Raw genomic sequence first — 23,656 nt, forward strand, 5'->3', positions numbered from 1 at the left:
CGTCACATTCCTCGTCGGGGAGCGTCCGAGCTCCCGAGGCCGGCGGCCACTTCCCGCAGATACGGGTTGGTGGCGCGCTCCTGGCCGATGGTCGTCTGGGGGCCGTGGCCGGACAGCACCACGGTCGAGTCGTCGAGCGGCAGGCACACACGGGCCAGCGAGTCGAGGATCTCGGCGTGGGAGCCGCCGGGCAGGTCGGTGCGTCCGATGGAGCCGGCGAAGAGCAGATCCCCGGAGAAGAAGACCGAGGGGATCTCGGCCGTCTCCGGCATCTGGAACGTCACCGACCCCTTCGTATGGCCCGGCGCGTGCGCGACCGAGAACTCCAGTCCCGCGAGCGCGAGCCGTGCCCCGTCGGTCAGCTCCTTGACGTCGTCCGGCTCCCCCACGGTCAGCTCGCCCATCAGCGGCATCCCGATCGAGCGGCCGAGCGCCTTCTCGGGATCGCTCATCATGTAGCGGTCCTCGGGGTGGATCCAGGCCGGCACGTCGTGCGCGCCGCACACCGGGACGACCGAGGCCACATGGTCGATGTGGCCATGGGTGAGGACGACCGCGACGGGCTTGAGCCGATGCTTCCTGAGCGCTTCCTCGACTCCCTCGGCGGCCTGATGGCCCGGGTCGATGATCACGCACTCCTCACCGGCGGCGGGGGCGACGAGATAACAGTTCGTCCCCCAGGCCCCGGCGGGGAACCCGGCAATGAGCACGATCGTCCTTCGTTGTGTCGATACGGGTGGGGATAAGGATCCCTGCGTCAGTGGTCAGAGCCTACCGGCGCTGCCGAATCCTCAGCGAACCCATATACGGTACGGGGCACACGCAGGCGGTCGGCTCACAAGACGCACGCGTCCCAGTCGGCGTACGAGACGCATGAGGAGAGAATCCGGTGGTCACCCAGGAACAGCGGAAGCGGCAGCTCGCGCGGGAGAAGTTCTTGCGGCAGCAGCAGCGGCGCACGGCCGCGCGGCGCAAGGCGCGGGCGCGCAACTCGGTGATCGCGTCGGTGCTCGGCGTGATCGTGATCGGCAGCGTCGTGCTGTACACGACCGGGGTCATGAAGGACGACAAGAAGTCCAACGCGAGCGCGGACGTGACGCCCAGTGCCTCGGCGACGAGCAAGGCGCCGGACCCGTGCGCGAAGCCGACCGCGGGCAAGATCAAGACGGAGACCTGGAAGAAAGAGCCGGCGATCACGATCGACAAGTCGGCGAAGTACACGATGAAACTGGCGACGACCTGCGGCGACATCGACATCGCGCTGAAGACGTCGGCCGCGCCGCACACCGTGAACTCGTTCAACTTCCTCGCGAGCAAGGGCTTCTTCGACCACACGAAGTGCCACCGGCTCACCACCAACGGCATCTACGTGCTGCAGTGCGGCGACCCGACGGGCGCCGGCAGCGGCGGTCCCGGCTACACGATCCCGGACGAGAACCTGAAGGACACCAGCCTCAAGGGCGGGTCGTACCCGGCGGGCACGGTGGCGATGGCCAACACCGGTCAGAAGCACACCGGCGGCAGCCAGTTCTTCCTCGTCTACAAGGCCAGTCCGCTCCCGGCGAGTTACACCCCGTTCGGTACCATCTCGGCCTCCGGGATGAAGGTTCTGAACAAGATCGCGGCGGCCGGTGAGAGCACGGGGCAGGGCGACGGCGCACCGAACGCGACCGTCGTGATCAACAAGGCGACCGTCACCAAATCCTGACCGTCAACAGGGAAACTTCGGTCGCGCGGGATGCGGACAGGCAACCCGCCGGTCGCCTATGTTGGCCGTGACGAAACTGTGGACGATGCCCGGGGGCACAGAGGCCCTGTGCAGGCATCATGTGGAGGAGGCGCTGTGAGCAGCGACCCGTGGGGACGCGTCGACGAGACGGGGACCGTGTACGTGCGTACGGCCGACGGCGAGCAGGTCGTCGGTTCCTGGCAGGCCGGCTCCCCTGACGAGGCGCTGGCCTACTTCGAACGCAAGTACGAGGGCCTGGTTGTCGAGATCGGCCTCCTCGAAAAGCGCGTGAAGACCACCGACCTGTCGGCGAAGGACGCGCAGGCCGCCGTCGACCATCTGCGCGAGCAGGTCGACGCCCACCACGCGGTCGGCGACCTCGCCGCGCTGCGGGTCCGGCTCGACAAGCTGGTGGAGACCGTCGAGGCGCGCCGCGAGGAGCGCAAGCAGCAGCGCGCCAAGCAGTCCGACGAGGCCCGGCACGCCAAGGAGGCGCTGGTCGTCGAGGCGGAGGAGCTGGCGCAGTCCGACCAGTGGCGGGCCGCCGGTGAGCGGCTGCGCGCCCTGGTGGACACCTGGAAGGGGCTGCCGCGCCTGGACCGCAAGTCGGACGACGAGCTGTGGCACCGCTTCTCGCACGCCCGGTCGGCCTTCTCCAAGCGCCGCAAGGCGCACTTCGCGTCGCTGGACGCGCAGCGCGAGGAGGCCCGCAAGACCAAGGAGAAGCTGGTCGCCGAGGCCGAGAGTCTGTCGGCCTCGACGGACTGGGGTCCCACGGCCGCGCGGTACCGCGAGCTGATGTCCGACTGGAAGGCGGCGGGCCGCGCCCAGCGCGAGCACGAGGACGATCTGTGGAACCGCTTCCGCGGCGCCCAGGACGTCTTCTTCGCCGCCCGCAGCTCGGTCTTCGCCGAGCGGGACGCGGAGCAGACGGAGAACCTGAAGCTCAAGGAGGAGCTCGCCGAGGAGGCCGAGAAGCTGCTGCCGATCGGCGACCTCAAGGCGGCCCGCGCGGCCTTCCGCTCGATCAACGAGCGCTGGGAGGCCATCGGCCATGTGCCGCGCGACTCCCGCCCGAAGGTCGAGGGCCGGATGCACGCGGTCGAGCGGGCCCTTCAGGAGTCCGAGGAGACCGAGTGGCGCCGGACGAACCCGGAGGCACGCGCGCGTGCCGAGGGTCTGACCGGCCAGCTCCAGGCCGCGGTGGACAAGCTCAAGGGCCAGATCGAGCAGGCGCGGTCCCAGGGCAACAACTCCCGCGCCGACAAGCTGGAGCGCGAGCTGGAGGGCCGCCAGGCCCTGCTGGACCAGGCGCTGAAGGGCCTCCAGGAGTTCGGCGGCTGACAGTAGGTCGTAGGCATGGAGAAGGGGCTCCCGTACATCGCGTACGGGAGCCCCTTCTGCGTACGGTCTACGACTTGTTGCGCGCCGACGTCACGCGGTAGACGTCGTAGACGCCCTCCACTCCCCTGACCGCCTTCAGGACGTGGCCCAGATGCTTGGGGTCGCCCATCTCGAAGGTGAAGCGGGAGGTGGCGACGCGGTCGCGGGAGGTCTGGACGGCCGCGGAGAGGATGTTGACGTGCTGGTCGGACAGGACGCGGGTGACGTCCGAGAGGAGCCGGGAGCGGTCCAGGGCCTCCACCTGGATGGCGACCAGGAAGACCGAGGACTGGGTGGGCGCCCACTCGACTTCCAGGATGCGCTCGGGTTCGCGGGACAGTGACTCCACGTTGACGCAGTCGCTGCGGTGAACCGATACGCCGCTACCGCGTGTGACGAAACCGATGATGGGGTCGCCGGGGACGGGCGTACAACAGCGGGCCAGTTTGACCCACACGTCGTCGACGCCCTTGACGACCACACCCGGGTCGGCGTTCGACCGGCGCTTGCGGCCCCTGCCGGGCGTCGGCGGCACGCTCTCGTCGATCTCCTCGGTGGCCGCCTCCTCGCCACCGAGTGCCTGCACCAGCTTCTGCACGACGTTCTGCGCGGCGACATGGCCCTCGCCGATCGCCGCGTACAGCGAGGAGATGTCCGGATAGCGCATCTCGTGCGCGAGCGTGACCAGAGAGTCGCCGGTCAGGATGCGCTGGATCGGCAGGTTCTGCTTGCGCATCGCGCGGGCGATGGCGTCCTTGCCCTGCTCGATCGCCTCGTCGCGGCGCTCCTTGGAGAACCAGGCTCTGATCTTGTTGCGGGCGCGCGGCGACTTGACGAAGCCGAGCCAGTCGCGGGAGGGACCCGCGCCGGGTGCCTTGGAGGTGAAGACCTCGACCAGGTCGCCGTTGTCCAGGGTGGATTCGAGCGGTACGAGCCGCCCGTTGACCCGTGCTCCTATGGTCCGGTGGCCGACCTCGGTGTGCACCGCGTACGAGAAGTCCACCGGGGTGGCGCCGGCGGGCAGCGCTATCACGTCGCCCTTGGGCGTGAAGACGAAGACCTCGTTGCGGGACAGGTCGAAGCGCAGGGACTCCAGGAACTCGCCCGGGTCCTCGGTCTCCTTCTGCCAGTCGAGCAACTGGCGCAGCCACGCCATGTCGTTGAGGTGGTCGTCCTTGCCGGTGGTCCTCGGCTGGTCCGAGCGGACCTTGGAGGTGCCGGCGACGGCCTCCTGCTTGTACTTCCAGTGCGCGGCGATGCCGTACTCGGCACGGCGGTGCATGTCGAAGGTGCGGATCTGGAGCTCGACAGGCTTGCCGTTGGGGCCGATCACTGTCGTGTGCAGCGACTGGTACATGTTGAACTTGGGCATCGCGATGTAGTCCTTGAACCGGCCGGGGACCGGGTTCCATCGCGCGTGCACGGTGCCGAGGGCCGCGTAGCAGTCGCGGACGGTGTCCACGAGGACGCGGATGCCCACCAGGTCGTAGATCTCCGCGAAGTCGCGACCTCGGACGATCATCTTCTGGTAGACGCTGTAGTAGTGCTTGGGGCGGCCGGTGACGGTGGCCTTGATGCGGGCGGCGCGCAGGTCGGTCTGGACCTCGTCGGTCACTATGGCCAGGTACTCGTCACGCTTCGGTGCCCGCTCGGCCACCAGCCGGACGATCTCGTCGTACATCTTGGGGTAGAGGATCGCGAAGGCGAGGTCCTCCAGTTCCCACTTGATGGTGTTCATGCCCAGGCGATGGGCGAGCGGCGCGTAGATCTCCAGGGTCTCGCGCGCCTTCTTCTCCTGCTTCTCGCGCTTGAGGTAGCGCATGGTGCGCATGTTGTGCAGGCGGTCGGCGAGCTTGATGACCAGGACGCGCGGGTCCTTGGCCATCGCGACGACCATCTTGCGCACGGTCTCGGCCTGCGCGGCCTCGCCGAACTTGACCTTGTCGAGCTTGGTGACGCCGTCGACGAGGAGGGCCACGGAGTCGCCGAAGTCGCGGCGGAGCTGGTCGAGGCCGTACTCGGTGTCCTCGACGGTGTCGTGCAGCAGGCCGGCCATCAACGTGGCCGGGTCCATGCCGAGTTCGGCGAGGATCGTGGTGACGGCGAGCGGGTGCGTGATGTACGGGTCGCCGCTCTTGCGCTTCTGGCCGCGGTGCCAGCGCTCGGCGACCTGGTAGGCGCTCTCGACCTGGCGGAGGGTGGCCGTCTCGATCTTCGGGTCGTTGCTGCGCACTATCCGCAGCAACGGCTCCAGGACCGGGTTGTACGGGTTCGAGCGCTGCACGCCGAGGCGGGCCAGGCGGGCGCGGACGCGGTTGGAGGAGCCGCCGCCCGTGCGGGCGGGCTGACCGGCGGTGGGCCGGGGTGCGGGGGCCGGCGCCGGGCGCTCGGGCTGGTCGGGCTTGGGGCGCGAGGGCTCCGCCGCCTTGTCGGCGGGCGCAGTCTGGGCGTGCTCCGCCGTCCCGCGCGGCTCACCGGGCGCGGTCGTCGCGGCGGGCGCGGGCTGTGCCGCGGGGCCCGGGGTGGGCTCGGGCTTGGCGGCGGTCAGGGGCTGGGCCTCGTCTGCCAAGAGGACTCCTCGTGCGCGATCCGGGTCCCCCGGTCAGGCTCCGGAGTGCCCATGGTAGCGATCCCGGGCTCCGGGATCGCCTTCAGGCCGATGTGAGGGCCGTCTACCGGTGAAACGCGGGGGACTGCCGCCGGCATTCCGGGAGTGGATTCAGGGTGGCTCGGGAGTGCTCTGCGGATGGCGTGGGGGTGGTCCGGGGTGCGTTGGCGACTGCGGGTTCGTCGTGGCTGGTCGCGCAGTTCTCCGCGCCCCTTGGGGGTGGCACCGAGGCCCGTGACATCGCAACGGCCGTCCCCCTGGCTCAGGGACGGCCGTTGCGATGTCACGCGATCACGTCAGACTACGAGCAGTGCCTCCAGCAGCGCCCCGTCCAGGGCCGGCTCCAGGCGGGCGCGGCCCGCGAGGAAGCCGAGTTCCATCAGGACCGCGAGGCCGGCGACCTCGGCGCCCGCCCGGCGGATCAGCTGGATCGAGGCCTCCGCGGTGCCGCCCGTGGCCAGGACGTCGTCGACGATCAGGATGCGGTCGCCGGCCGACAGGTCCTCCGCGTGCACCTCGATCTCGGCGGAGCCGTACTCCAGGTCGTACGCCTGGCTGAGGGTGGCTCCGGGGAGCTTGCCCGCCTTGCGTACGGGGATGAAGCCGACGCCCGCGCGGACGGCCACCGGGGCGCCGAGGATGAAGCCGCGGGCCTCCAGGCCGACGACCTTGGTGGCACCGGTGGTCACGACGATCTCGGCGAGCGCGTCCGTGAGGGCCGTGAACGCGGCCGGGTCCGCCAGGAGAGGGGTGATGTCCTTGAACATCACACCCGGCTCCGGGTAGTCGGCCACATCGCGGATGCGGCTGAGCAGCAGCTCCTGGACGTCGGTCATCGGCGCTTCCCCGAGGGGCGGCCACGGCCGCGGTTGCGGGACGCGGGCTGGGTGCGCGGTCCTACGACCGCCGCCGCGTCCTCGTCGTCGTAGTCGTCGTCCGAGTGGTCGGTGACCTCGGGCTCGATCGGCTCGCCCGCCGCGGCGGCCTGGGCCCGCTTGGCGAGGACGCGCTTCTTGAGCGCCTTCATCTGCGGCTCGGCCTCCTTGAGGTCGGCGACGAGCGGCGTGGCGATGAAGATCGAGGAGTACGCACCGGCGGCGAGACCGACGAACAGCGACAGCGAGATGTCGTTGAGGACACCCGCGCCGAGGAAGCCGCCGCCGATGAACAGCAGGGCCGCGACCGGCAGCAGCGCGACGACCGTGGTGTTGATGGAACGCACCAGGGTGCCGTTGATCGAGCGGTTGGCGATGTCGCTGTAGGTCCAGCGGGTCTGCTTGGTGATGTCCTTGGTCTGCTCCTTGAGGCTGTCGAAGACGACGACCGTGTCGTAGAGCGAGTAACCGAGGATCGTCAGCAGACCGATCACCGTGCCGGGCGTGACCTCGAAGCCGACGAGGGCGTAGATGCCGATGGTGATGGTGATGTCGTGGATCAGGGCGACGAGCGCGGCCAGCGCCATGCGCCACTCGAAGGCGATCGCCAGGTAGATCACGACCAGCACCATGAAGATCGCCAGGCCCTCCCAGGCCTTGTTGGCGATCTGGTCGCCCCAGCTGGGACCGACCAGGTCGGCGGCGATGCTCTCGGAGCTGACGTTCAGGTCCTTGGCCAGCTGCGCCTTGATGGTGTCGGACTTGTCGGTGTCGATGCCCGCGATCTGGATGCGCAGGCTGCCGTCGCCGAGCTTCTGGACGACCGCCTCGTGGCCGGAGGCGTCCTGGGCGTAGTTCTCGGCCTGGGTCACCGAGGCGCTCATGTGCTTCGGCGTGGTGAAGGCGGCGCCGCCCTGGAACTCGATGCCCATGTTCAGGCCGCGCACCGTCAGGCCGAGGATGGCCGTGATGGTGATCAGGATCGAGATGCCGTACCAGATCTTGCGATTGCCGACGAAGTCGTACCCGACCTCGCCACGGTGCAGTCGGGCGCCGAGGTTGCCGAGCTTCGACATCTCACGCCTCCTTCGGGTCGACGGGGGCGGAGGGACGGCGGGTGCGGCGCAGGGGCGCCTTGGCGCCGAGGGCCTTCGGGTCGAGGCCGGAGTACTTGTGGCCGGTCGAGAAGAACTTCCGGCGCGCGAGGATCGTCATCAGCGGCTTGGTGAAGAGGAACACCACGACGACGTCGAGCACGGTGGTCAGACCGAGCGTGAACGCGAAGCCCTGGACCTTGCCGACGGTGACGATGAACAGCACCGCGGCGGCGAGGAACGACACGAAGTCGGAGACCAGGATGGTGCGCCGGGCGCGCGGCCAGGCCCGCTCGACGGCGGGGCGCAGCGAGCGGCCCTCGCGGATCTCGTCCCGGATGCGTTCGAAGAACACGATGAACGAGTCCGCGGTGATACCGATCGCGACGATCGCACCGCAGACGGCCGGCAGATTCAGCGCGAAGCCGATGCCCGGGCCGAGCAGCGCCATGATCACGTAGGTGAGGATCGCCGAGACCAGCAGCGAGGGGATCGCGATGACCGACAGGCCGCGGTAGAAGATCAGCAGGTAGATGACGACCAGCGCGAGGCCGATCGCGCCCGCGATCAGGCCGGCGTGCAGCTGCTCACCGCCGAGCGCCGCGGTCACCGTGGTGACGCTGTCCTCCTTGAAGGTCAGCGGCAGGGCGCCGTACGACAGCATGTTGGCGAGGCTCTGGGCCTCTTCCTGGGTGAAGCTGCCGGAGATCTCCGCGCTGCCGCCGGTGATCGACGAGCTGACGGAGGGGCTGGAGACGACCTGGCCGTCGAGGACGATGCCGAACTCGTTCTGCGGACTGGTGTTCTTCGCGAGCTCACCGGTGACCTTGGCGAACTTGTCGCCGCCCTTGCCGGTGAAGTCCATGGTGACCTGCCAGCCGGCGGCGGTCGTCGTGTTGTAGACGGCCGAGGCCTTCTTGACGTCCGTGCCGTCGACCGCGGCGGGACCGAGCAGGTACTTGTACCAGACGCCGTTGACCTGGCCGCAGGCCACGGTCGCGTCGGTGGCCTTGGCGCCCTTGCCCGCGGTGTTCTGCGTCGCCTTCTTGGAGCAGTCGAGCGCGGTGTACTGGGCCTCCAGCTTGGCCGCCGCCGCGCTGGCGGCGCTGCTGCTGGACGCCGACGGGGAGGCGCTGGCCGAGGCCGAGGCGCTGGCGCTCGCGGACGGGGTGGAGTCGGCCTTCAGTGCGTCGCTCGCGGCGCGTCCCTGCGAGGTGGCGGTGGCCGTCGGCGTCGCGGAGCCGGTCTTGGACGAGGAAGCCGTCGTCTTGGGGCTGGCGGAGCTCGACGGGCTGCTGGAAGCACTGCCCGAGGCGCTCGGGGACGGGCTCGCCGCGGCGCCGACCGACGCCTCCGTGGCCAGGACCGGGCGGAAGTACAGCTTGGCCGTGGTGCCGACCTGCTGACGGGCTTCCTCCGAGTTCGTGCCCTTGGGGATGTTGACGATGATGTTCCTGGTGCCCTGTGTCTGGACCTCGGCCTCCGAGACACCAAGACCATTGACACGGCGGTTCATGATGTCGACCGCGGTGTTCATGTTGGCCTTGTTGATCGCGGATTCCTGGCCCTTCTCCGGGACGGCCCGGAGGGTGATGCTCGTGCCGCCCGCCAGGTCGATGCCGAGCCGCGGAGTGGTGTGCCCGGATGCGAACATGCCACCGGTGAGCGCCACGATGGCGATCAGGATGAGGGCCAGCGAGCGCCCTGGCTTGCTCTGGGCGCTCGCGCTACGGCCCCTCTTAGGTGCTGCCACCTTCTCGTACTCCCTCTCGGGCCGCTCCGCGCCGGGTCAGCGCGCCTGCGGCCATGACATGGTGTCGGGATCCCGTGCGAGCGACGCACGTCCCCGGGGTGCGCGGGGCGCAAGCGGATCGCGCCGCGCTCCCGGGACGTGACTACTTCGCGTCGGAGTCGCCGTCGGTCTTCTTCGGCTCTTCGTCCGTCTTGGCCTCGGCGGCCTCGGCCGGCTCCTCGGTGGCGTCGGCGGGCTCTTCGGCCACGTCCTTCTTGCCGAGGTCGATGGGCTTGTCGTCGGAAGAGTCGGCGGCGGGCTCGTCGGTCTCGGTGAGGGAGGAAGCGTCGTCCGGGACGACGTCGGAGTCGTCCTTCAGGTCGTGCTCGATGCCGTGGACGATGCGGTTGTACTCGTCGTCGGTGAGGACGGCGCCGATCGCGTTCTTCGCGAAGAGGAGCTCGACACCGGGGCCGGCGTCGAGGAGAACCGTCTCCTCGTTGACCTCCTTGACCGTCGCGTACACGCCCCCGATCGTGCGGACGCCGGTGCCGGGCTGCATGTCATTACGCATCGACGCGGCCGCCTGCTGCTTGCGCTTGGCAGAGCGGGTCATCAGGAACATGGCCCCGATGAGCACGATGAACGGGAGGAGGGTCACGATATTCACGGGACGGAATTTCCTTCGCACGACCGCGGCGGTGAGCGGCCTGGTGGATGGGGGTGGTCGGCGCCGCCCACAAAGGCGGCATCGGCGGAGTCTAAGCGAGTCCACGCTGATGGAACAACGCACAGCATGGCACCGGGGTTCCTGACCCGGCCAGTGCCCCCGCCGTCACGCCCCGAACAGGTCCCCTTGTCCGTTTCCCCCGGTTGACGAGCGGGGCGGGGTGAGACCGAGATGGGCCCACGCGGCCGGCGTGGCGACGCGTCCCCGGGGGGTGCGGGCCAGCAGACCTTCCCGTACGAGGAAGGGTTCGGCCACCTCCTCGACGGTCTCGCGCTCCTCCCCCACCGCGACGGCGAGCGTGGAGAGGCCGACCGGTCCGCCGCCGAACAGCTTGAGCAGCGCTTCGAGGACACCGCGGTCCAGCCGGTCGAGCCCGCGGCCGTCGACCTCGTACACCTTGAGCGCCGCCCCGGCGATGTCCCGGGTGATGAAGCCGTCGGCCTTGACCTGCGCGTAGTCCCGGACGCGGCGCAGGAGCCGGTTGGCGATACGGGGGGTGCCACGGGAGCGGCCGGCGATCTCGGCGGCGCCGGCGGGGTCGATCTCCACGTCGAGGAGGTTGGCCGAGCGGTGGATGACGCGTTCCAGCTCGGTGGGTTCGTAGAACTCCATGTGCGCGGTGAAGCCGAAGCGGTCGCGCAGCGGGGGCGGCAGCAGTCCCGCGCGCGTGGTGGCGCCGACCAGGGTGAACGGCGGCAGTTCGAGCGGGATGGCGGTGGCGCCGGGGCCCTTGCCGACGATGACGTCGACGCGGAAGTCCTCCATCGCCATGTAGAGCATCTCTTCGGCGGGCCGGGACATGCGGTGGATCTCGTCGAGGAAGAGGACCTCGCCCTCCTGAAGAGAAGAGAGGATCGCGGCGAGGTCGCCGGCGTGCTGGATGGCGGGGCCGCTGGTGATGCGGATGGGGGCGCCCATCTCGGCCGCGATGATCATCGAGAGAGTGGTCTTGCCGAGGCCGGGGGCGCCGGAGAGCAGCACGTGGTCGGCGGTGGCGCCACGCGCGCGTGCGGCGCGCAGCACCAGGTCGAGCTGTTCGCGGACCTTCTCCTGGCCGATGAACTCGCCCAGGTCCTTGGGGCGCAGGGCGGCCTCGACGGCCTGGTCCTCGCGGTCGGCGACCGAGCCCACCAGCCGCTCCGCGGCGGTCTCGTCGGTCGTGTCGTCCCAGTTCACTGACGTCTCCTAGCGGGCGCGGTTCAGGGTCTGCAGGGCGGCCTTGAGCAACTGCCCCACCTGCGGCGCCCCTTCGGCGGCCTCGGCCTGCGGTGCTACGGCGGCCACGGCCTCGTCGGCCTCGCGGGTGGCGTACCCGAGGCCGATGAGGGCGGCGTGCAGCTGGTCGCGCCAGCCGCTGGTGACCGGGGCGCCGATCGCCGGAGCGGTGCCCACGGGTGCGCCGAGCCGGTCCTTGAACTCAAGGAGCAGCTTCTGCGCGCCCTTCTTGCCGATGCCGGGCACGGCCATCAGCGCCTTCTCGTCACCGGCGGCGACCGCGCGGCGCAGGGCGTCCGGGGTGTGCACGGCGAGCATGGCCTGCGCGAGCCGGGGGCCGACGCCGGTCGCGGTCTGGAGCAGCTCGAAGATCTGGCGTTCGTCGTCGTCCACGAAGCCGTACAGGGTGAGCGAGTCCTCGCGGACGACGAGGGAGGTGGCGAGCTTGGCCGGCTTGCCCAGGCGGAGCGTGGAGAGCGTGTTCGGCGTGCACTGGATCGCCATGCCGACACCGCCGACCTCCACCACCGCGGCGTCGGGAGCGAGTGCGGCGACCGTGCCACTGACGAAGGCGATCATGCGGTACGGCCTTTCGATGCGTTCGGGGTCCTGGCTGCGTGCAGGGCGACGGCCTGCTGAAGTCGGTTCTGGGCGACCGCCTGTTGGAGGCGGTTGTGGGCGGGGGCCCGCCAGATGTGGCAGATGGCGAGGGCGAGTGCGTCGGCCGCGTCGGCGGGCTTGGGGGGCGCGTCGAGCCTGAGCAGACGCGTGACCATGGCGCCGACCTGGGCCTTGTCGGCGCGTCCGCTGCCGGTGACGGCTGCCTTGACCTCGCTGGGGGTGTGCAGGGCGACCGGGATGCCACGGCGGGCTGCGCACAGCATGGCGACGGCGCTGGCCTGGGCGGTGCCCATCACCGTACGGACGTTGTGTTGGCTGAACACCCGCTCCACGGCGACGAATTCGGGCCGGTGCTCGTCGAGCCACGCCTCGATGCCCTGCTCGATGGCGACGAGGCGCAGCCCCAACTCGGCGTCCGCCGGGGTCCGTACGACGCCGACGCCGACCATCGTGAGCGGCCGGCCCGCGACACCTTCGACGACACCGACACCGCAGCGGGTCAGTCCGGGGTCCACCCCGAGTACGCGCACGAGCCCTCCCTTCGATCGCCTGTTTGTGCAGGCTAGCGGGTCCCACTGACAAAGCGACGGGCCGACGGGTGTGTCCCGTCGGCCCGTTGAGCCTCTTGGTCGGCCCAGCTCGCGGCAGCGCTACGCGTCGACCTTCTCCATGACCTCGTCGCTGACGTCGAAGTTGGCGAAGACGTTCTGCACGTCGTCGCTGTCCTCCAGGGCGTCGATCAGCTTGAAGATCTTGCGGGCGCCCTCTTCGTCGAGCTCGACCTGCATGGTCGGGACGAAGTTGGCGTCGGCGGAGTCGTAGTCGATACCGGCGTCCTGGAGTGCGGTGCGGACCGCGACCAGGTCGGTGGCCTCGGAGATGACCTCGAAGGACTCACCGAGGTCGTTGACCTCCTCGGCGCCCGCGTCGAGCACGGCACCCAGGACGTCGTCCTCGGTCAGCTCGCCCTTCGGGACGACGACGACGCCCTTGCGGTTGAACAGGTACGACACGGAGCCGGGGTCGGCCATGTTCCCGCCGTTGCGGGTCATGGCGACGCGGACGTCCGAGGCGGCGCGGTTGCGGTTGTCGGTGAGGCACTCGATGAGCACCGCTACACCGTTGGGGCCGTAACCCTCGTACATGATCGTCTCGTAGTCGGCGCCACCGGCTTCGAGACCGGCGCCGCGCTTGACGGCGGAGTCGATGTTCTTGTTCGGGACCGAGCTCTTCTTGGCCTTCTGGATGGCGTCGAACAGCGTCGGGTTGCCGGACACATCGGCACCACCGGTACGGGCCGCGACCTCGATGTTCTTGATCATCTTCGCGAAGAGCTTGCCGCGCTTGGCGTCGATCACGGCCTTCTTGTGCTTCGTCGTAGCCCATTTAGAGTGGCCGGACATCTGCCTGTCTCCTTCGCGTAACCCAACTCTTTACGAACCCCAGAGATCCTACTAGGACCCCGGAGCCAGGTTCGCGCGCACCATGTCGACGAACAGGGAGTGCACGCGGTGGTCGCCGGTCAGTTCCGGGTGGAACGACGTGGCGAGCGCGTTGCCCTGGCGGACCGCGACGATGTGGCCCTCGTGTTCGGCGAGGACCTCCGTCTCGGCGCCGACGGACTCCACCCAGGGGGCGCGGATGAAGACGCCCTCCACAGGATCGCCCTCAATGCCCCGGACGTCGACAGCTGCTTCGAAGGACTCGTTCTGACGTCCGAAGGCGTTGCGGCGCACGATCATGTCGATACCGCCGATCGTCTCCTGGCCCGAGCGCGGGTCGAGGATCTTGTCGGCGAGCATGATCAGGCCGGCGCAGGTGCCGTAGACGGGCATACCGGCACGCACGCGTGCGCGCAGGGGGCCCATCAGTCCGAAGAGGACGGCCAGCTTGGAGATGGTGGTGGACTCACCCCCGGGGATGACGAGGGCGTCCACCTCGGCGAGTTCCTCGGGACGCCTGACCTGCCTGGCCACGGCGTCGGCCGCGGCCAGGGCGATCAGGTGCTCCCGTACGTCGCCCTGGAGCGCGAGCACTCCGACTACGGGAGTGGTCATCACCAGCCCCGGTTCGCGTAACGCTCGGCCTCGGGGAGGGTGTCGCAGTTGATGCCGACCATGGCCTCGCCGAGGTTGCGGGACGCGTCCGCGATGATCTTCGGGTCGTCGTAGAACGTGGTCGCCTTCACGATGGCGGCGGCGCGCTTGGCCGGGTCGCCGGACTTGAAGATGCCGGAGCCGACGAAGACGCCCTCGGCGCCGAGCTGGCGCATGAGCGCGGCGTCCGCGGGGGTGGCGACACCGCCGGCGGAGAACAGTACGACCGGGAGCTTGCCGAGCTCGGCGACCTCGCGGACCAGCTCGTACGGGGCGCGCAGGTCCTTGGCGGCGGCGTACAGCTCGTTGTTGTCGAAGCCGCGCAGGCGGGCGATCTCGTTCTTGATCTGGCGAAGGTGGCGGACCGCCTCGACGACGTTGCCGGTGCCGGCCTCGCCCTTGGAACGGATCATCGCGGCGCCCTCGGCGATGCGGCGCAGGGCCTCGCCCAGGTTGGTGGCACCGCAGACGAAGGGGGTGGTGAAGGCGAACTTGTCGCTGTGGTTGACCTCGTCGGCCGGGGTGAGGACCTCGGACTCGTCGATGTAGTCGACGCCGAGGGACTGCAGGACCTGGGCCTCGACGAAGTGGCCGATGCGGGACTTGGCCATGACCGGGATGGAGACCGCCTCGATGATCTCCTCGATCATGTTCGGGTCGGACATCCGGGCCACGCCGCCGTCCTTGCGGATGTCGGCGGGGACCCGCTCCAGGGCCATGACGGCGACGGCGCCGGCGTCCTCGGCTATCTTCGCCTGCTCGGCGTTGACCACGTCCATGATCACACCGCCCTTGAGCTGCTCGGCCATCCCGCGCTTCACGCGCGCGGTGCCGGTCTCGGGAGTCTGGGCGGAGCTGGGGGTGCTGGACACGGGGTGACCTCACTCGGTGAAAGAGGGCTGCTGCAGTACCGAGGAAACGCCAGAGATGCAGGCCACAGCAAGGGCCAATGGGCAGCCGGTGGATCGTTTTCGAACCGGTGTGCCCCGGGGCGCCCTCTATGCGGCCCGGTCGACCAGTGCTGCGGGCGGCTCGTCGTCCATCTCGAAGGCCATCGGAAAGGGAGCGTGTCCGGCGAGCTTGAACCAGCGGACCTTGCGGTGTTCGCGGAGGCGGCGGGCCGCGCCCACGGCGTCGTTGTGGAAGCGGCGGGCCATCGGGACGCGGCGTACCGACTCGGCGAGTTCGCGGGCCGCCGCCTCTCCGCCGGGGGCCTCGCGGACGCCCTCGACCTGCGGCGGCTCGGCGAAGACGGCGCGCAGGGCCTGGCTCAACTCGCTCTCGGCGACCTCCCGTTGCTCCTCCTCGGCCTGCCGGGCGGCGTGCGCGGCCTCGTAGAGGACGATCGAGGCGGCCGGGTCGAGGACGCCCGAGGTGGCCAACTCCTGTGTCACCGAGGCACGGCGCAGGAGTTGGGCGTCGAGCGCCGCGCGGGCCGCGTCGATCCGGGCGTGCAGCCGGTCGAGCCGGCCCGCGGTCCAGCTCAGGTACAGGCCGATCGCCACCAGGGCGACGAGGATCCAGATCAGAGTTGCGCTCACGGGCGGCAAGGCTACCCGCCCGTGGTCACGGTCCCGTCAGGTCCCACGCGCATCGGAAACCCCCGTGCCCCGTCGAGGAGTCGGGGGTGTTCTTCGAGCGGGCGGCGACCCGGTAGCGGTGGCAGTAGGAGGCGTGGCAGAGGTACGAGCCGCCGCGGATCACGCGTTCCTCGCCGCCGGGTACGAACCGGTCGGCGCACCACTCCCACACGTTGCCCGATGTGTTGAACAGGCCGAAGGCATTGGGCTCGTACGCGTCCGCGGGGACCGTGCCCGTGGCGCCGCCGGTGCGGGTGCTGGTCCTGGGGAAGTCGCCCTGCCAGGTGTTCAGCCGCTCCGGGTCGAAATCGTCGCCCCAGGGATAACGCCGGCCGTCGAGCCCGCCCCGTGCCGCGTACTCCCACTCGGCCTCGGTGGGCAGCCGGGCGCCCGCCCAGGCACAGTAGGCGAGGGCGTCGTGGTGCGAGACGTGCACTACGGGGTGGTCCGCGCGGCCGCCGACATCGGAACCGGGGCCCTCCGGCGCTCTCCAGAAGGCGCCCTCCACCCCGAGCCACCAGGGTGCCGCCTCGACCTGGCCGAACACGGCGTCCCGCGCGCGGGGGTGCAGCAGCAGGTGGAACACGAACGAACTTCCGTACCGCTCCGCCTCGGTGACGTATCCGGTGTCCTCGACGAAGCGGCCGAAACGCGCGTTGGAGACGGCGGTCGCGTCGATGCGGAACGGCTCGACGGTCACCGTACGGACGGGTCCCTCAGCGTCCTCCGGGTAGCCCTCCTCGAATGCGTCGCCCATGTGGAACTCACCGCCGGGCAGGGCGATCGCGAGGGTGTCGTCGGCGGATCGGCCGACGGGCACCCCGAGTTGGAAAACCGGACCGACCTCCCCGCGCGCGGGAGAGCAGCACGCCCCCGCGCGGTCGCCGTCCCGCACCTCAGTCCCGGGCCAGCCCGAACCGCGCCCGCAGACCGGTGCGTTCGTCGGTGGCGACGGCCGCCGCGCCGGCGGTCACCGTCTCGTACACGGACAGGATGTCGGCCCCGACCGTGGACCAGTCGAAGCGCCTCACATGGGCGCTCCCGCTCCGCCGCAGCTGCGCCAGCCGCTCGGGGTCGCCCAGGAGCCGTACGGCCGCCTCGGCGAGGGTGTCCGCGTCCTCGTTGGTGAACAGCTCGCCGGCCGCGCCCTGGTCGAGGACCTGCGCGAAGGCCGGCAGGTCGGAGGCGAGGACGGGGGCGCCCGCCGACATGGCCTCGACGAGGATGATGCCGAAGCTCTCGCCACCGGTGTTGGGGGCGACGTAGAGGTCGATGCTGCGCAGGAAGCGGGCCTTGTCGTCGTCGCTGATCATGCCGAGGAACTCGACGCGTGAGCGCAGCTCCTCGGGGAGCGTCTCGACGGCCTCCTCCTCGTCGCCGCGCCCGGCGACCAGCAGCCTGGCGTTCGGCCGCTCGGCGAAGATCCTCGGCAGGGCCTTCATCAGCACCGGGAGGCCCTTGCGGGGTTCGTCGATACGCCCTATGAAGCCGATCGTCTCCCCCTGCCACTCGGGCTTGGGCTCGGCGCGGGCGAAGAAGTCGACGTCGACGCCGTTCGGGATGACGACCGCGTCCCCGCCGAGGTGTTCGACGAGTGTGCGGCGGGCGTACTCGCTCACGGCGATCCGCGCGCTGATCTTCTCCAGCGCGGCCTGGAGGATCGCGTACGCGGCGATCATCGCCCGGGAGCGCGGGTTGGAGGTGTGGAAGGTCGCCACGATCGGGCCCGAGGCCGCCCAGCAGGCCAGCAGGCCCAGCGACGGCGAGGTCGGCTCGTGGATGTGGATGACGTCGAACTCGCCGTCGTGCAGCCAGCGCCGGACCCGGGCGGCGGACAGGAAGCCGAAGTTCAGCCGGGCCACCGAGCCGTTGTACGGCACCGGGACCGCGCGACCCGCCGAGACGACGTAGGGCGGGAGCGGGGTGTCGTCGTCGGCCGGGGCCAGGACGGACACCTCGTGGCCGAGCCGGATGAAGTACTCGGCCAGGTCCCTGATGTGGAACTGGACGCCGCCCGGCACGTCCCAGGAGTAGGGGCAGACGATGCCGATCCTCACGAGGGCCCCTTCGTGGGATCGAGATCCGCGAGCCACAAGCGCTGCAGCATGTGCCAGTCCTCCGGGTGGTCGGCGATGCCGGTGGCGAAGGCGTCTGCCAGCGCCTGTGTCATGACAGACGTCTTCTCGGCCCGGTCACCTGACTCGGGTACCTCGACGGGCGGGTGGACCCGCCCCTGCATGACCGGCGAGTCGTCGTACCAGAGTGTCACCGGGAGGAGCAGCGCACCCGTCTGCTGGGCGAGGAGGGCCGGTCCGGCCGGCATGCGGGTGGCCTCGCCGAAGAACTCGACCTCGACCCCGGAGGCGGACAGGTCGCGCTCGGCGACCAGACAGACCAGGCCGCCGTCGCGCAGCCGCCGGGCCAGGGTGCCGAAGGCGGTGCCGCCGCTGTGCGGCAGGACCTCCATGCCGAGGCCCTCGCGGTAGGCGACGAACCGGTCGTAGAGCGTCTCGGGCTTGAGGCGTTCGGCGACCGTGGTGAACGGGGTCTCCAGGGCGGTGGTGACCCAGGCGCCCGCCAGGTCCCAGTTGGCGAGGTGCGGCAGCGCGAGGATCACGCCCCGGTCGGAGGCGATGCCGTCGGTCAGGTAGTGCACGTCCTTGGGGTCGAAGCCCGTCCTGACGCGCTCGGGGCTCCAGGCGGGGAGCCGGAAGGACTCCATCCAGTAGCGGAGGTACGACCGCATGCCCGCGCGCGAGAGCTCGGCGAGCCGCTCGGGGCTCGCGTCGGGCACCACGCGCGCGTAGTTGCTCTCCAGCCGCCGTACGCCCTTGCCGCGCCGCTTCCAGGCGAGGTCGGCGATGGTGCGGCCGAGCCGGACGGCGACCGGCTCGGGGAGCTTCTTGACGGTGCTCCAGCCGACGCCGTAGAGCGCGTCCGTCAGCCGCTCCTGGGCACTGCTCACGGGGTCGCCCCGGTGCTGTGCTGCTCGGTTTCCTGAGCCGCGGCGGCGTCGGCCTCGGCGGCCTCCCTGCGGACCGTGACGACCCGCTGGATGAGCGTGACCAGGCTGCCCACTGCGACGATCCACAGCGCGATCGGCAGCAGCCACTGGATGCCCGGGACGCCGAACTTGTGGAGGCCGGAGAGACCGCACGCGACGAGTGAGATCACCAGTCGCTCGGCCCGCTCGACGAGACCGTTGACGGCGACCGGCAGGCCGATCGCCTCGCCGCGCGCCTTGGTGTACGACACCACCTGGCCGCTGGCCAGGCAGAAGATCGAGACGGCGCACAGGGCGATGTTGTCGCCGCCGCCCGCGTACCAGAGGGCGAGGCCGCCGAAGATCGCGCCGTCGGCGACCCGGTCGAGCGTGGAGTCGAGGAAGGCGCCCCAGCGGCTGGAGCGGCCCAGCTGGCGGGCCATGTTGCCGTCGACGAGGTCGGAGAACACGAACAGCGTGATCACGACCGTGCCCCAGAAGAACTCGCCCATGGGGTAGAAGACCAGCGCGCCCGCGACCACCCCGGCGGTGCCGAGGAGGGTGACCGTGTCGGGGCTGACGCCCCGGCGGATCAGAAACGCGGCGAACGGCGTGAGGACACGCGTGAAGAATGCACGCGCGTACTTGTTCAGCATGGCCTTCCCGAGGGTCGGTGTCGCCGCGCGGCCCCTGCTGGCCACCGGCTGGCCCATCGTAGCCACGCGCGCGTGCGGGTGGCGGACGGGCACTCGGACACGGGACCTGTGGCCCGGTTCGCCGGGACCTACGGGCACGATCACGTCCGCTGTATGGACGCACCGTGACGGGAGTGGAAAGCTCGAAGCACCGCGGGCGTCATCGGAGCCGCCACCGCACGCGGCACCGTGTGTCCGCGCCCACAGTGACCTCACCGTGCACGGGAGGCAAGGCCATGGGCGACAAGGCGAACGCACACCCCGGAGCCGCCGGCAGGGCTACGGCGGCCGACCACCCCGCGTCCGTACGGAATGTGGTGCTGGTCGGCCACTCCGGATCGGGCAAGACGACTCTGGTGGAGGCCCTCGCGCTGACCGCGGGGGCGGTGAACCGGGCGGGCCGCGTGGAGGACGGCGGCACCGTCTCCGACTACGACGAGATCGAGCACCGCCAGCAGCGCTCGGTGCAGCTCTCCCTGGTGCCCGTCGACTGGGACGGGTACAAGGTCAATCTTCTGGACACCCCCGGATACGCCGATTTCGTCGGCGAGTTGAGGGCCGGTCTGCGTGCGGCGGACGCGGCCCTCTTCGTCGTCTCGGCCTCCGACGGGGTGGACGGCTCGACCCGCATGGTGTGGGAGGAGTGCGCGGCGGTCGGCATGCCGCGCGCCATCGTCATCACGCACCTGGAGTCGGCGCGCGCCGACTTCGAGTCGATGACCCGCAACTGCGCGGAGGCCTTCGGCGCGGACGACCCCGACGCCGTACTCCCCCTGTATCTGCCGCTGCACGGCGCGCCGGGGCCCGACGGGCACGCGCCCGTGACCGGTCTGGTGGGGCTGCTGTCGCAGAAGCTGTTCGACTACGCGTCCGGGGAGCGCAAGGAGTCCGAGCCCGGGGCCGACCAGGTGCCGGGGATCGAGGAGGCCCGCAACCGGCTCATCGAGGGGATCATCTCGGAGAGCGAGGACGAGACCCTCATGGACCGCTACCTCGGCGGCGAGGACATCGACGTCAAGACGCTGATCGCCGACCTGGAGCGGGCCGTCGCGCGCGGGGTGTTCTTCCCCGTCCTGGCCGCCGCCCCCGCCGCCGAGGGCGCCCGGCAGGGCCTGGGCACGGTCGAGCTCCTTGAGCTGATCACGCGCGGTTTCCCGACCCCGCTGGAGCGCGAGGCGCCCGGGGTCACCACGGTCGACGGCAGGGCGCGGGAGCTGAAGGCGTGCGACCCGAACGGGCCGCTGGTCGCCGAGGTCGTGAAGACCGCCTCCGACCCGTACGTCGGCCGGGTCTCCCTGGTGCGGGTCTTCTCCGGGACGCTGCGCCCCGACGAGACGGTCCATGTCTCCGGGCACGGGCTCGCCGACCGCGGGCACGAGGACCACGACGTCGACGAACGCGTCGGCGCCCTGTCCGCGCCCTTCGGCAAACAGCAGCGCGCGCTCACGCACTGCATCGCGGGCGACCTCGCGTGCGTGGCGAAACTCGGCCGCGCGGAGACCGGGGACACCCTCTCGGCCAAGGACGACCCGCTGCTCATGGAGCCCTGGGAGATGCCCGACCCGCTGCTGCCGCTCGCCATCCAGGCGCACAGCAAGGCGGACGAGGACAAGCTCTCGCAGGGCCTGAGCAGGCTCGTCGCCGAGGACCCCACGATGCGTCTGGAGCAGAACCAGGACACCCACCAGGTCGTCCTGTGGTGCCTCGGCGAGGCCCACGCGGACGTCGCCCTGGAACGGCTGCGCAGCCGCTACGGGGTCCAGGTCGACCTCGTCCCGCACAAGGTCTCCCTGCGGGAGACGTTCGCCGCCAAGGCGCAGGGGCGCGGCCGGCACGTCAAACAGTCGGGCGGGCACGGGCAGTTCGCGATCTGCGAGATCGAGGTGGAACCGCTGCCGGGCGGCACGGGCATCGAGTTCGTGGACAAGGTCATCGGCGGCGCCGTGCCGCGGCAGTTCATCCCGTCGGTGGAGAAGGGGGTAAGGGCCCAGGCCGCCAAGGGAGTTGCCGCAGGGCATCCGCTGCTCGACGTACGGATCACGCTCCTGGACGGCAAGGCGCACTCGGTGGACTCCTCGGACGCCGCGTTCCAGACGGCCGGGGCGCTGGCGCTGCGGGAGGCCGCGGCGGACGCGAAGATCCATCTCCTCGAACCGGTGGCCGAGGTGACCGTGCTGGTCGGCGACGACTACGTGGGCGCGGTGATGAGCGACCTGTCCGGGCGGCGCGGCCGGGTGCTCGGCACCGAGCAGACGACCGGCGGGCGCACACTGATCCGGGCCGAGGTCCCGGAGATAGAGATCGGCCGCTATGCCGTCGACCTCCGCTCCCTCTCGCACGGCACGGCACGCTTCAACCGCACCTACGTCCGCCACGAACCGATGCCCCCGCAGATCGCCGAACGGATCCGTGAAGAGGCGGGCGACGCCTAGGAGTTGATGCCGGGCGGCTCACCTGTGGCGCGCGAAGAACCACAAGTGACCTAAATGGAACGCTTCCTTCCGAGTCGGCGGGCGGTTTGGGCCGTCCGCCGACGGATGTCAGTGATGGCCGATACGCTGATGACCTGATCAACAGGTGTGCGGAGCACGGAAGTCGGGAAAGCCGCAGAAGCGGGAGCAGCGGCGATCGGGGGCGGGAATGACCGTTGACAGCGGTTATGCGGACATCTTCGGACCACAGGTGCCGCGTACGGGCGACGAGGGCCAGACGGCGACCTTCGCGCTGGCCTCGGCGGCCTACCGGGACAACCCGGTCGAGGAGATAAAGAAGGCCGACAACGAGTGGCACCAGACGACGGTCAATCCCGGCATCTGGACGACGCTCTTCCGTCCCAACCTCGGTGAGGCGTTCTCCGGAGCCGTGGTGGCCCGCATGCTCGGCCCCGGCCGCAAGCCGCTCATTCAGTCGTTCGGCACGGAACCGCAGGCCGTCGTGGAGCACGCCTTGGCGGCGAACAACATCCGCCGGGCCCGGGACAACAGGCTGTCCGCGATCATGGTGCTGTGCGGTGTGCTCTTCCTGCCGGGGCTCATCATCTGGCTGCTGGTCTTCCAACTGCGCGGCATGATCGACGGCCTCACCAAGAACAACAAGAGGGCCGGCGCGCTCGCAACGACCCTGCTCGTCGGGGTGGGCGCCCTCGCCGTGATCTTCCTGATCAAGATGCCGTTCACGGGCTTCTGGGGCTGGTACGCGCGTGCGTGCATCATCCTCCCCGTGGTCGGCTGGCTGTGGGCCAAGCAGGTCTGCGAGAACACCGCGAAGGATCTGCGCGGGCGGTGGGACAGTCTCCTCTCCGGCAGCAGCGTCGGCGCCAAGGTCCCCGAGGCGGTGCCGACCAGCCCCGGCGAGACCCAGGCCGAGCAGCTCCGCCAGTCACTGGCGAAGCTCAGCGCCGAGCAGCAGTCCAACTCGGTCTTCTACGCCGGGCCCAAGGGCATCCTCGGCATGGGCACCCGCTGGGGCAGCTGGCAGCTGGCCGAGGACCTGATCGCGCGGGACGCCGACCGGGAGATCCACCCCTTCCGCAGCTGGGACGTCATCCGGAACATCCACGACGACCTGCGCATGCTGGAGCGGAACACGATCAACACCGGCGGCTTCCCGAAGCCGTCCATACGCCACTGGGTCGTCACACCGATCGGTGAGGGCGCGAAGGCGGTGTCCCGGCCCGAGGGCACGGACGTCGACGCGTACCAGGTCAAGTCGCACGCCATCCAGGACATCTGCAACAAGCAACAGTTCGGCGCCGGCGACCGGCACTACCTGGGTGTGCAGTGGACGCTCTGGGAAGGGCAGCTGGTCATCACGATGATGATCACAGTGACCGTGCTGCACAAAACGCTGCGCATCGAGATCACCGGACATGCCCTGGGACCCGTGAACTCGCTGTTCACGAGCAAGCCCGAGGCCCCCACCAAGGACGTCCAGAAGACCCTGAAGCCGTGGGAGACGCGCAAGGTCAAGCTCCCGCTCGTCCCCACCGGCGAAGTGGTACGCCTGGCGGTCCGCGCCCCGATCACCTGGTACCCGCCACTGCTGAACTGGCTCGGCGGTTCGATATCCCTGCCCGAGCCGTTCGGCCTGCGGCACGCCTGGGCCGACCAGCCCTGGCGCCACCGCTTCATGGCGGACGACGCGCTGCGCGCCGCGACACCGGTCCTGCGCGTGGTGCACGCGGCCGCGATCCGCGTCCTCGACGAGAACGGCGTGGACACGGAGAAGTTCAGCAGCCGCTCGTCGGCCCTCAGCGGCGGCGTGCAGGAGGTGTCACCGAAGAAGGCCGACCTCTACGACGCGTAGCCGGTCCCCG

The 23,656-nt window shown here is 70.2% G+C and carries 21 protein-coding genes; 4 read left to right on the forward strand and 17 right to left on the reverse strand.

The features are described 5' to 3' along the window. Nucleotides 1–2 precede the first annotated feature (2 nt). The gene (locus tag ACWDEW_RS35570; RefSeq protein ID WP_450518483.1) at nucleotides 3–710 is read right to left on the reverse strand and encodes an MBL fold metallo-hydrolase; all 708 of its coding nucleotides are present in this window, start codon (nucleotides 708–710) and stop codon (nucleotides 3–5) included. A gap of 179 nt (nucleotides 711–889) precedes the next feature. Here ACWDEW_RS35570 and ACWDEW_RS35575 point away from each other — a divergent pair, with 179 nt between their 5' ends. Then, nucleotides 890–1,708, forward strand: coding sequence for a peptidylprolyl isomerase (locus ACWDEW_RS35575; protein WP_450518485.1), 819 nt, complete (start codon nucleotides 890–892; stop codon nucleotides 1,706–1,708). A gap of 135 nt (nucleotides 1,709–1,843) precedes the next feature. Continuing rightward, nucleotides 1,844–3,073: a DUF349 domain-containing protein gene (locus tag ACWDEW_RS35580; RefSeq protein WP_450518486.1), complete on the forward strand. Its 1,230-nt coding sequence runs from the start codon at nucleotides 1,844–1,846 to the stop codon at nucleotides 3,071–3,073. 67 nt (nucleotides 3,074–3,140) lie between these two features. On the opposite strand, the gene ACWDEW_RS35585 is transcribed toward ACWDEW_RS35580, so the two are convergent. The 16 genes from ACWDEW_RS35585 to pgsA form a co-directional block, all read right to left on the reverse strand. Next, entirely contained in the window at nucleotides 3,141–5,681 is a 2,541-nt protein-coding gene (locus ACWDEW_RS35585; protein ID WP_450518488.1) for a RelA/SpoT family protein, read from the reverse strand. Nucleotides 5,682–6,016: 335 nt separating this feature from the next. Further along, nucleotides 6,017–6,556 carry an adenine phosphoribosyltransferase gene (locus ACWDEW_RS35590; protein ID WP_450518490.1) on the reverse strand — a complete coding sequence of 180 codons (540 nt, stop codon included), beginning with the start codon at nucleotides 6,554–6,556 and terminating at the stop codon, nucleotides 6,017–6,019. Beyond that, nucleotides 6,553–7,671, reverse strand: a complete 1,119-nt coding sequence (gene secF, locus ACWDEW_RS35595) for a protein translocase subunit SecF (protein ID WP_450518492.1) — start codon at nucleotides 7,669–7,671, stop codon at nucleotides 6,553–6,555. The genes ACWDEW_RS35590 and secF overlap by 4 nt, the downstream gene beginning before the upstream one ends. A 1-nt stretch (nucleotide 7,672) precedes the next feature. After that, nucleotides 7,673–9,442 (reverse strand): protein translocase subunit SecD, encoded by a 1,770-nt coding sequence (secD, locus tag ACWDEW_RS35600; RefSeq protein WP_450518494.1) that lies wholly within the window; start codon nucleotides 9,440–9,442, stop codon nucleotides 7,673–7,675. Nucleotides 9,443–9,584: 142 nt separating this feature from the next. Further along, on the reverse strand, nucleotides 9,585–10,091 hold the full coding sequence (gene yajC, locus ACWDEW_RS35605; protein WP_450518496.1) for a preprotein translocase subunit YajC: 507 nt from the start codon (nucleotides 10,089–10,091) through the stop codon (nucleotides 9,585–9,587). Between the two features lie 165 nt (nucleotides 10,092–10,256). After that, nucleotides 10,257–11,327: a Holliday junction branch migration DNA helicase RuvB gene (gene ruvB, locus ACWDEW_RS35610; RefSeq protein WP_366021970.1), complete on the reverse strand. Its 1,071-nt coding sequence runs from the start codon at nucleotides 11,325–11,327 to the stop codon at nucleotides 10,257–10,259. A gap of 9 nt (nucleotides 11,328–11,336) precedes the next feature. Beyond that, complete coding sequence (gene ruvA, locus ACWDEW_RS35615; protein ID WP_381246099.1) at nucleotides 11,337–11,945, reverse strand: Holliday junction branch migration protein RuvA; 609 nt, start codon at nucleotides 11,943–11,945, stop codon at nucleotides 11,337–11,339. Continuing rightward, on the reverse strand, nucleotides 11,942–12,517 hold the full coding sequence (ruvC, locus tag ACWDEW_RS35620) for a crossover junction endodeoxyribonuclease RuvC (protein ID WP_450518499.1): 576 nt from the start codon (nucleotides 12,515–12,517) through the stop codon (nucleotides 11,942–11,944). The genes ruvA and ruvC overlap by 4 nt, the downstream gene beginning before the upstream one ends. A 120-nt stretch (nucleotides 12,518–12,637) precedes the next feature. Further along, nucleotides 12,638–13,390 carry a YebC/PmpR family DNA-binding transcriptional regulator gene (locus tag ACWDEW_RS35625; RefSeq protein WP_019066362.1) on the reverse strand — a complete coding sequence of 251 codons (753 nt, stop codon included), beginning with the start codon at nucleotides 13,388–13,390 and terminating at the stop codon, nucleotides 12,638–12,640. Nucleotides 13,391–13,441: 51 nt separating this feature from the next. Continuing rightward, complete coding sequence (gene pdxT / locus ACWDEW_RS35630) at nucleotides 13,442–14,044, reverse strand: pyridoxal 5'-phosphate synthase glutaminase subunit PdxT (protein ID WP_450518501.1); 603 nt, start codon at nucleotides 14,042–14,044, stop codon at nucleotides 13,442–13,444. After that, nucleotides 14,044–14,892, reverse strand: coding sequence for a pyridoxal 5'-phosphate synthase lyase subunit PdxS (gene pdxS, locus ACWDEW_RS35635; protein ID WP_234468195.1), 849 nt, complete (start codon nucleotides 14,890–14,892; stop codon nucleotides 14,044–14,046). The genes pdxT and pdxS overlap by 1 nt, the downstream gene beginning before the upstream one ends. Before the next feature lie 189 nt (nucleotides 14,893–15,081). Beyond that, nucleotides 15,082–15,624 carry a hypothetical protein gene (locus ACWDEW_RS35640; RefSeq protein WP_450518502.1) on the reverse strand — a complete coding sequence of 181 codons (543 nt, stop codon included), beginning with the start codon at nucleotides 15,622–15,624 and terminating at the stop codon, nucleotides 15,082–15,084. Nucleotides 15,625–15,649: 25 nt separating this feature from the next. Continuing rightward, complete coding sequence (locus ACWDEW_RS35645; RefSeq protein ID WP_450518504.1) at nucleotides 15,650–16,483, reverse strand: formylglycine-generating enzyme family protein; 834 nt, start codon at nucleotides 16,481–16,483, stop codon at nucleotides 15,650–15,652. Between the two features lie 76 nt (nucleotides 16,484–16,559). Next, the gene (locus tag ACWDEW_RS35650; RefSeq protein ID WP_450518506.1) at nucleotides 16,560–17,720 is read right to left on the reverse strand and encodes a glycosyltransferase family 4 protein; all 1,161 of its coding nucleotides are present in this window, start codon (nucleotides 17,718–17,720) and stop codon (nucleotides 16,560–16,562) included. Then, nucleotides 17,717–18,628 carry a phosphatidylinositol mannoside acyltransferase gene (locus ACWDEW_RS35655; protein ID WP_450518508.1) on the reverse strand — a complete coding sequence of 304 codons (912 nt, stop codon included), beginning with the start codon at nucleotides 18,626–18,628 and terminating at the stop codon, nucleotides 17,717–17,719. The genes ACWDEW_RS35650 and ACWDEW_RS35655 overlap by 4 nt, the downstream gene beginning before the upstream one ends. Continuing rightward, complete coding sequence (pgsA, locus tag ACWDEW_RS35660; protein ID WP_431249433.1) at nucleotides 18,625–19,359, reverse strand: phosphatidylinositol phosphate synthase; 735 nt, start codon at nucleotides 19,357–19,359, stop codon at nucleotides 18,625–18,627. Before pgsA ends, ACWDEW_RS35655 begins: the two co-directional genes overlap by 4 nt. A 218-nt stretch (nucleotides 19,360–19,577) precedes the next feature. Here pgsA and ACWDEW_RS35665 point away from each other — a divergent pair, with 218 nt between their 5' ends. Further along, complete coding sequence (locus ACWDEW_RS35665; protein WP_450518510.1) at nucleotides 19,578–21,773, forward strand: elongation factor G-like protein EF-G2; 2,196 nt, start codon at nucleotides 19,578–19,580, stop codon at nucleotides 21,771–21,773. A gap of 208 nt (nucleotides 21,774–21,981) precedes the next feature. After that, entirely contained in the window at nucleotides 21,982–23,646 is a 1,665-nt protein-coding gene (locus ACWDEW_RS35670; protein ID WP_450518512.1) for a hypothetical protein, read from the forward strand. The last annotated feature ends 10 nt before the right edge of the window (nucleotides 23,647–23,656 follow it).

Source organism: Streptomyces sp. NPDC001100 (assembly GCF_053598575.1).

Coding starts and splice junctions, on each gene's coding strand:
- pdxT (WP_450518501.1), bottom strand. CDS start 14,044: ATGACCACTCCCGTAGTCGGAGTGCTCGCGCTCCAGGGCGACGTACGG.
- pgsA (WP_431249433.1), bottom strand. CDS start 19,359: ATGGGCCAGCCGGTGGCCAGCAGGGGCCGCGCGGCGACACCGACCCTC.
- secF (WP_450518492.1), bottom strand. CDS start 7,671: ATGTCGAAGCTCGGCAACCTCGGCGCCCGACTGCACCGTGGCGAGGTC.
- pdxS (WP_234468195.1), bottom strand. CDS start 14,892: ATGGCCGAGCAGCTCAAGGGCGGTGTGATCATGGACGTGGTCAACGCC.
- ACWDEW_RS35625 (WP_019066362.1), bottom strand. CDS start 13,390: ATGTCCGGCCACTCTAAATGGGCTACGACGAAGCACAAGAAGGCCGTG.
- ACWDEW_RS35670 (WP_450518512.1), top strand. CDS start 21,982: ATGACCGTTGACAGCGGTTATGCGGACATCTTCGGACCACAGGTGCCG.
- ACWDEW_RS35590 (WP_450518490.1), bottom strand. CDS start 6,556: ATGACCGACGTCCAGGAGCTGCTGCTCAGCCGCATCCGCGATGTGGCC.
- ruvA (WP_381246099.1), bottom strand. CDS start 11,945: ATGATCGCCTTCGTCAGTGGCACGGTCGCCGCACTCGCTCCCGACGCC.
- ACWDEW_RS35665 (WP_450518510.1), top strand. CDS start 19,578: ATGGGCGACAAGGCGAACGCACACCCCGGAGCCGCCGGCAGGGCTACG.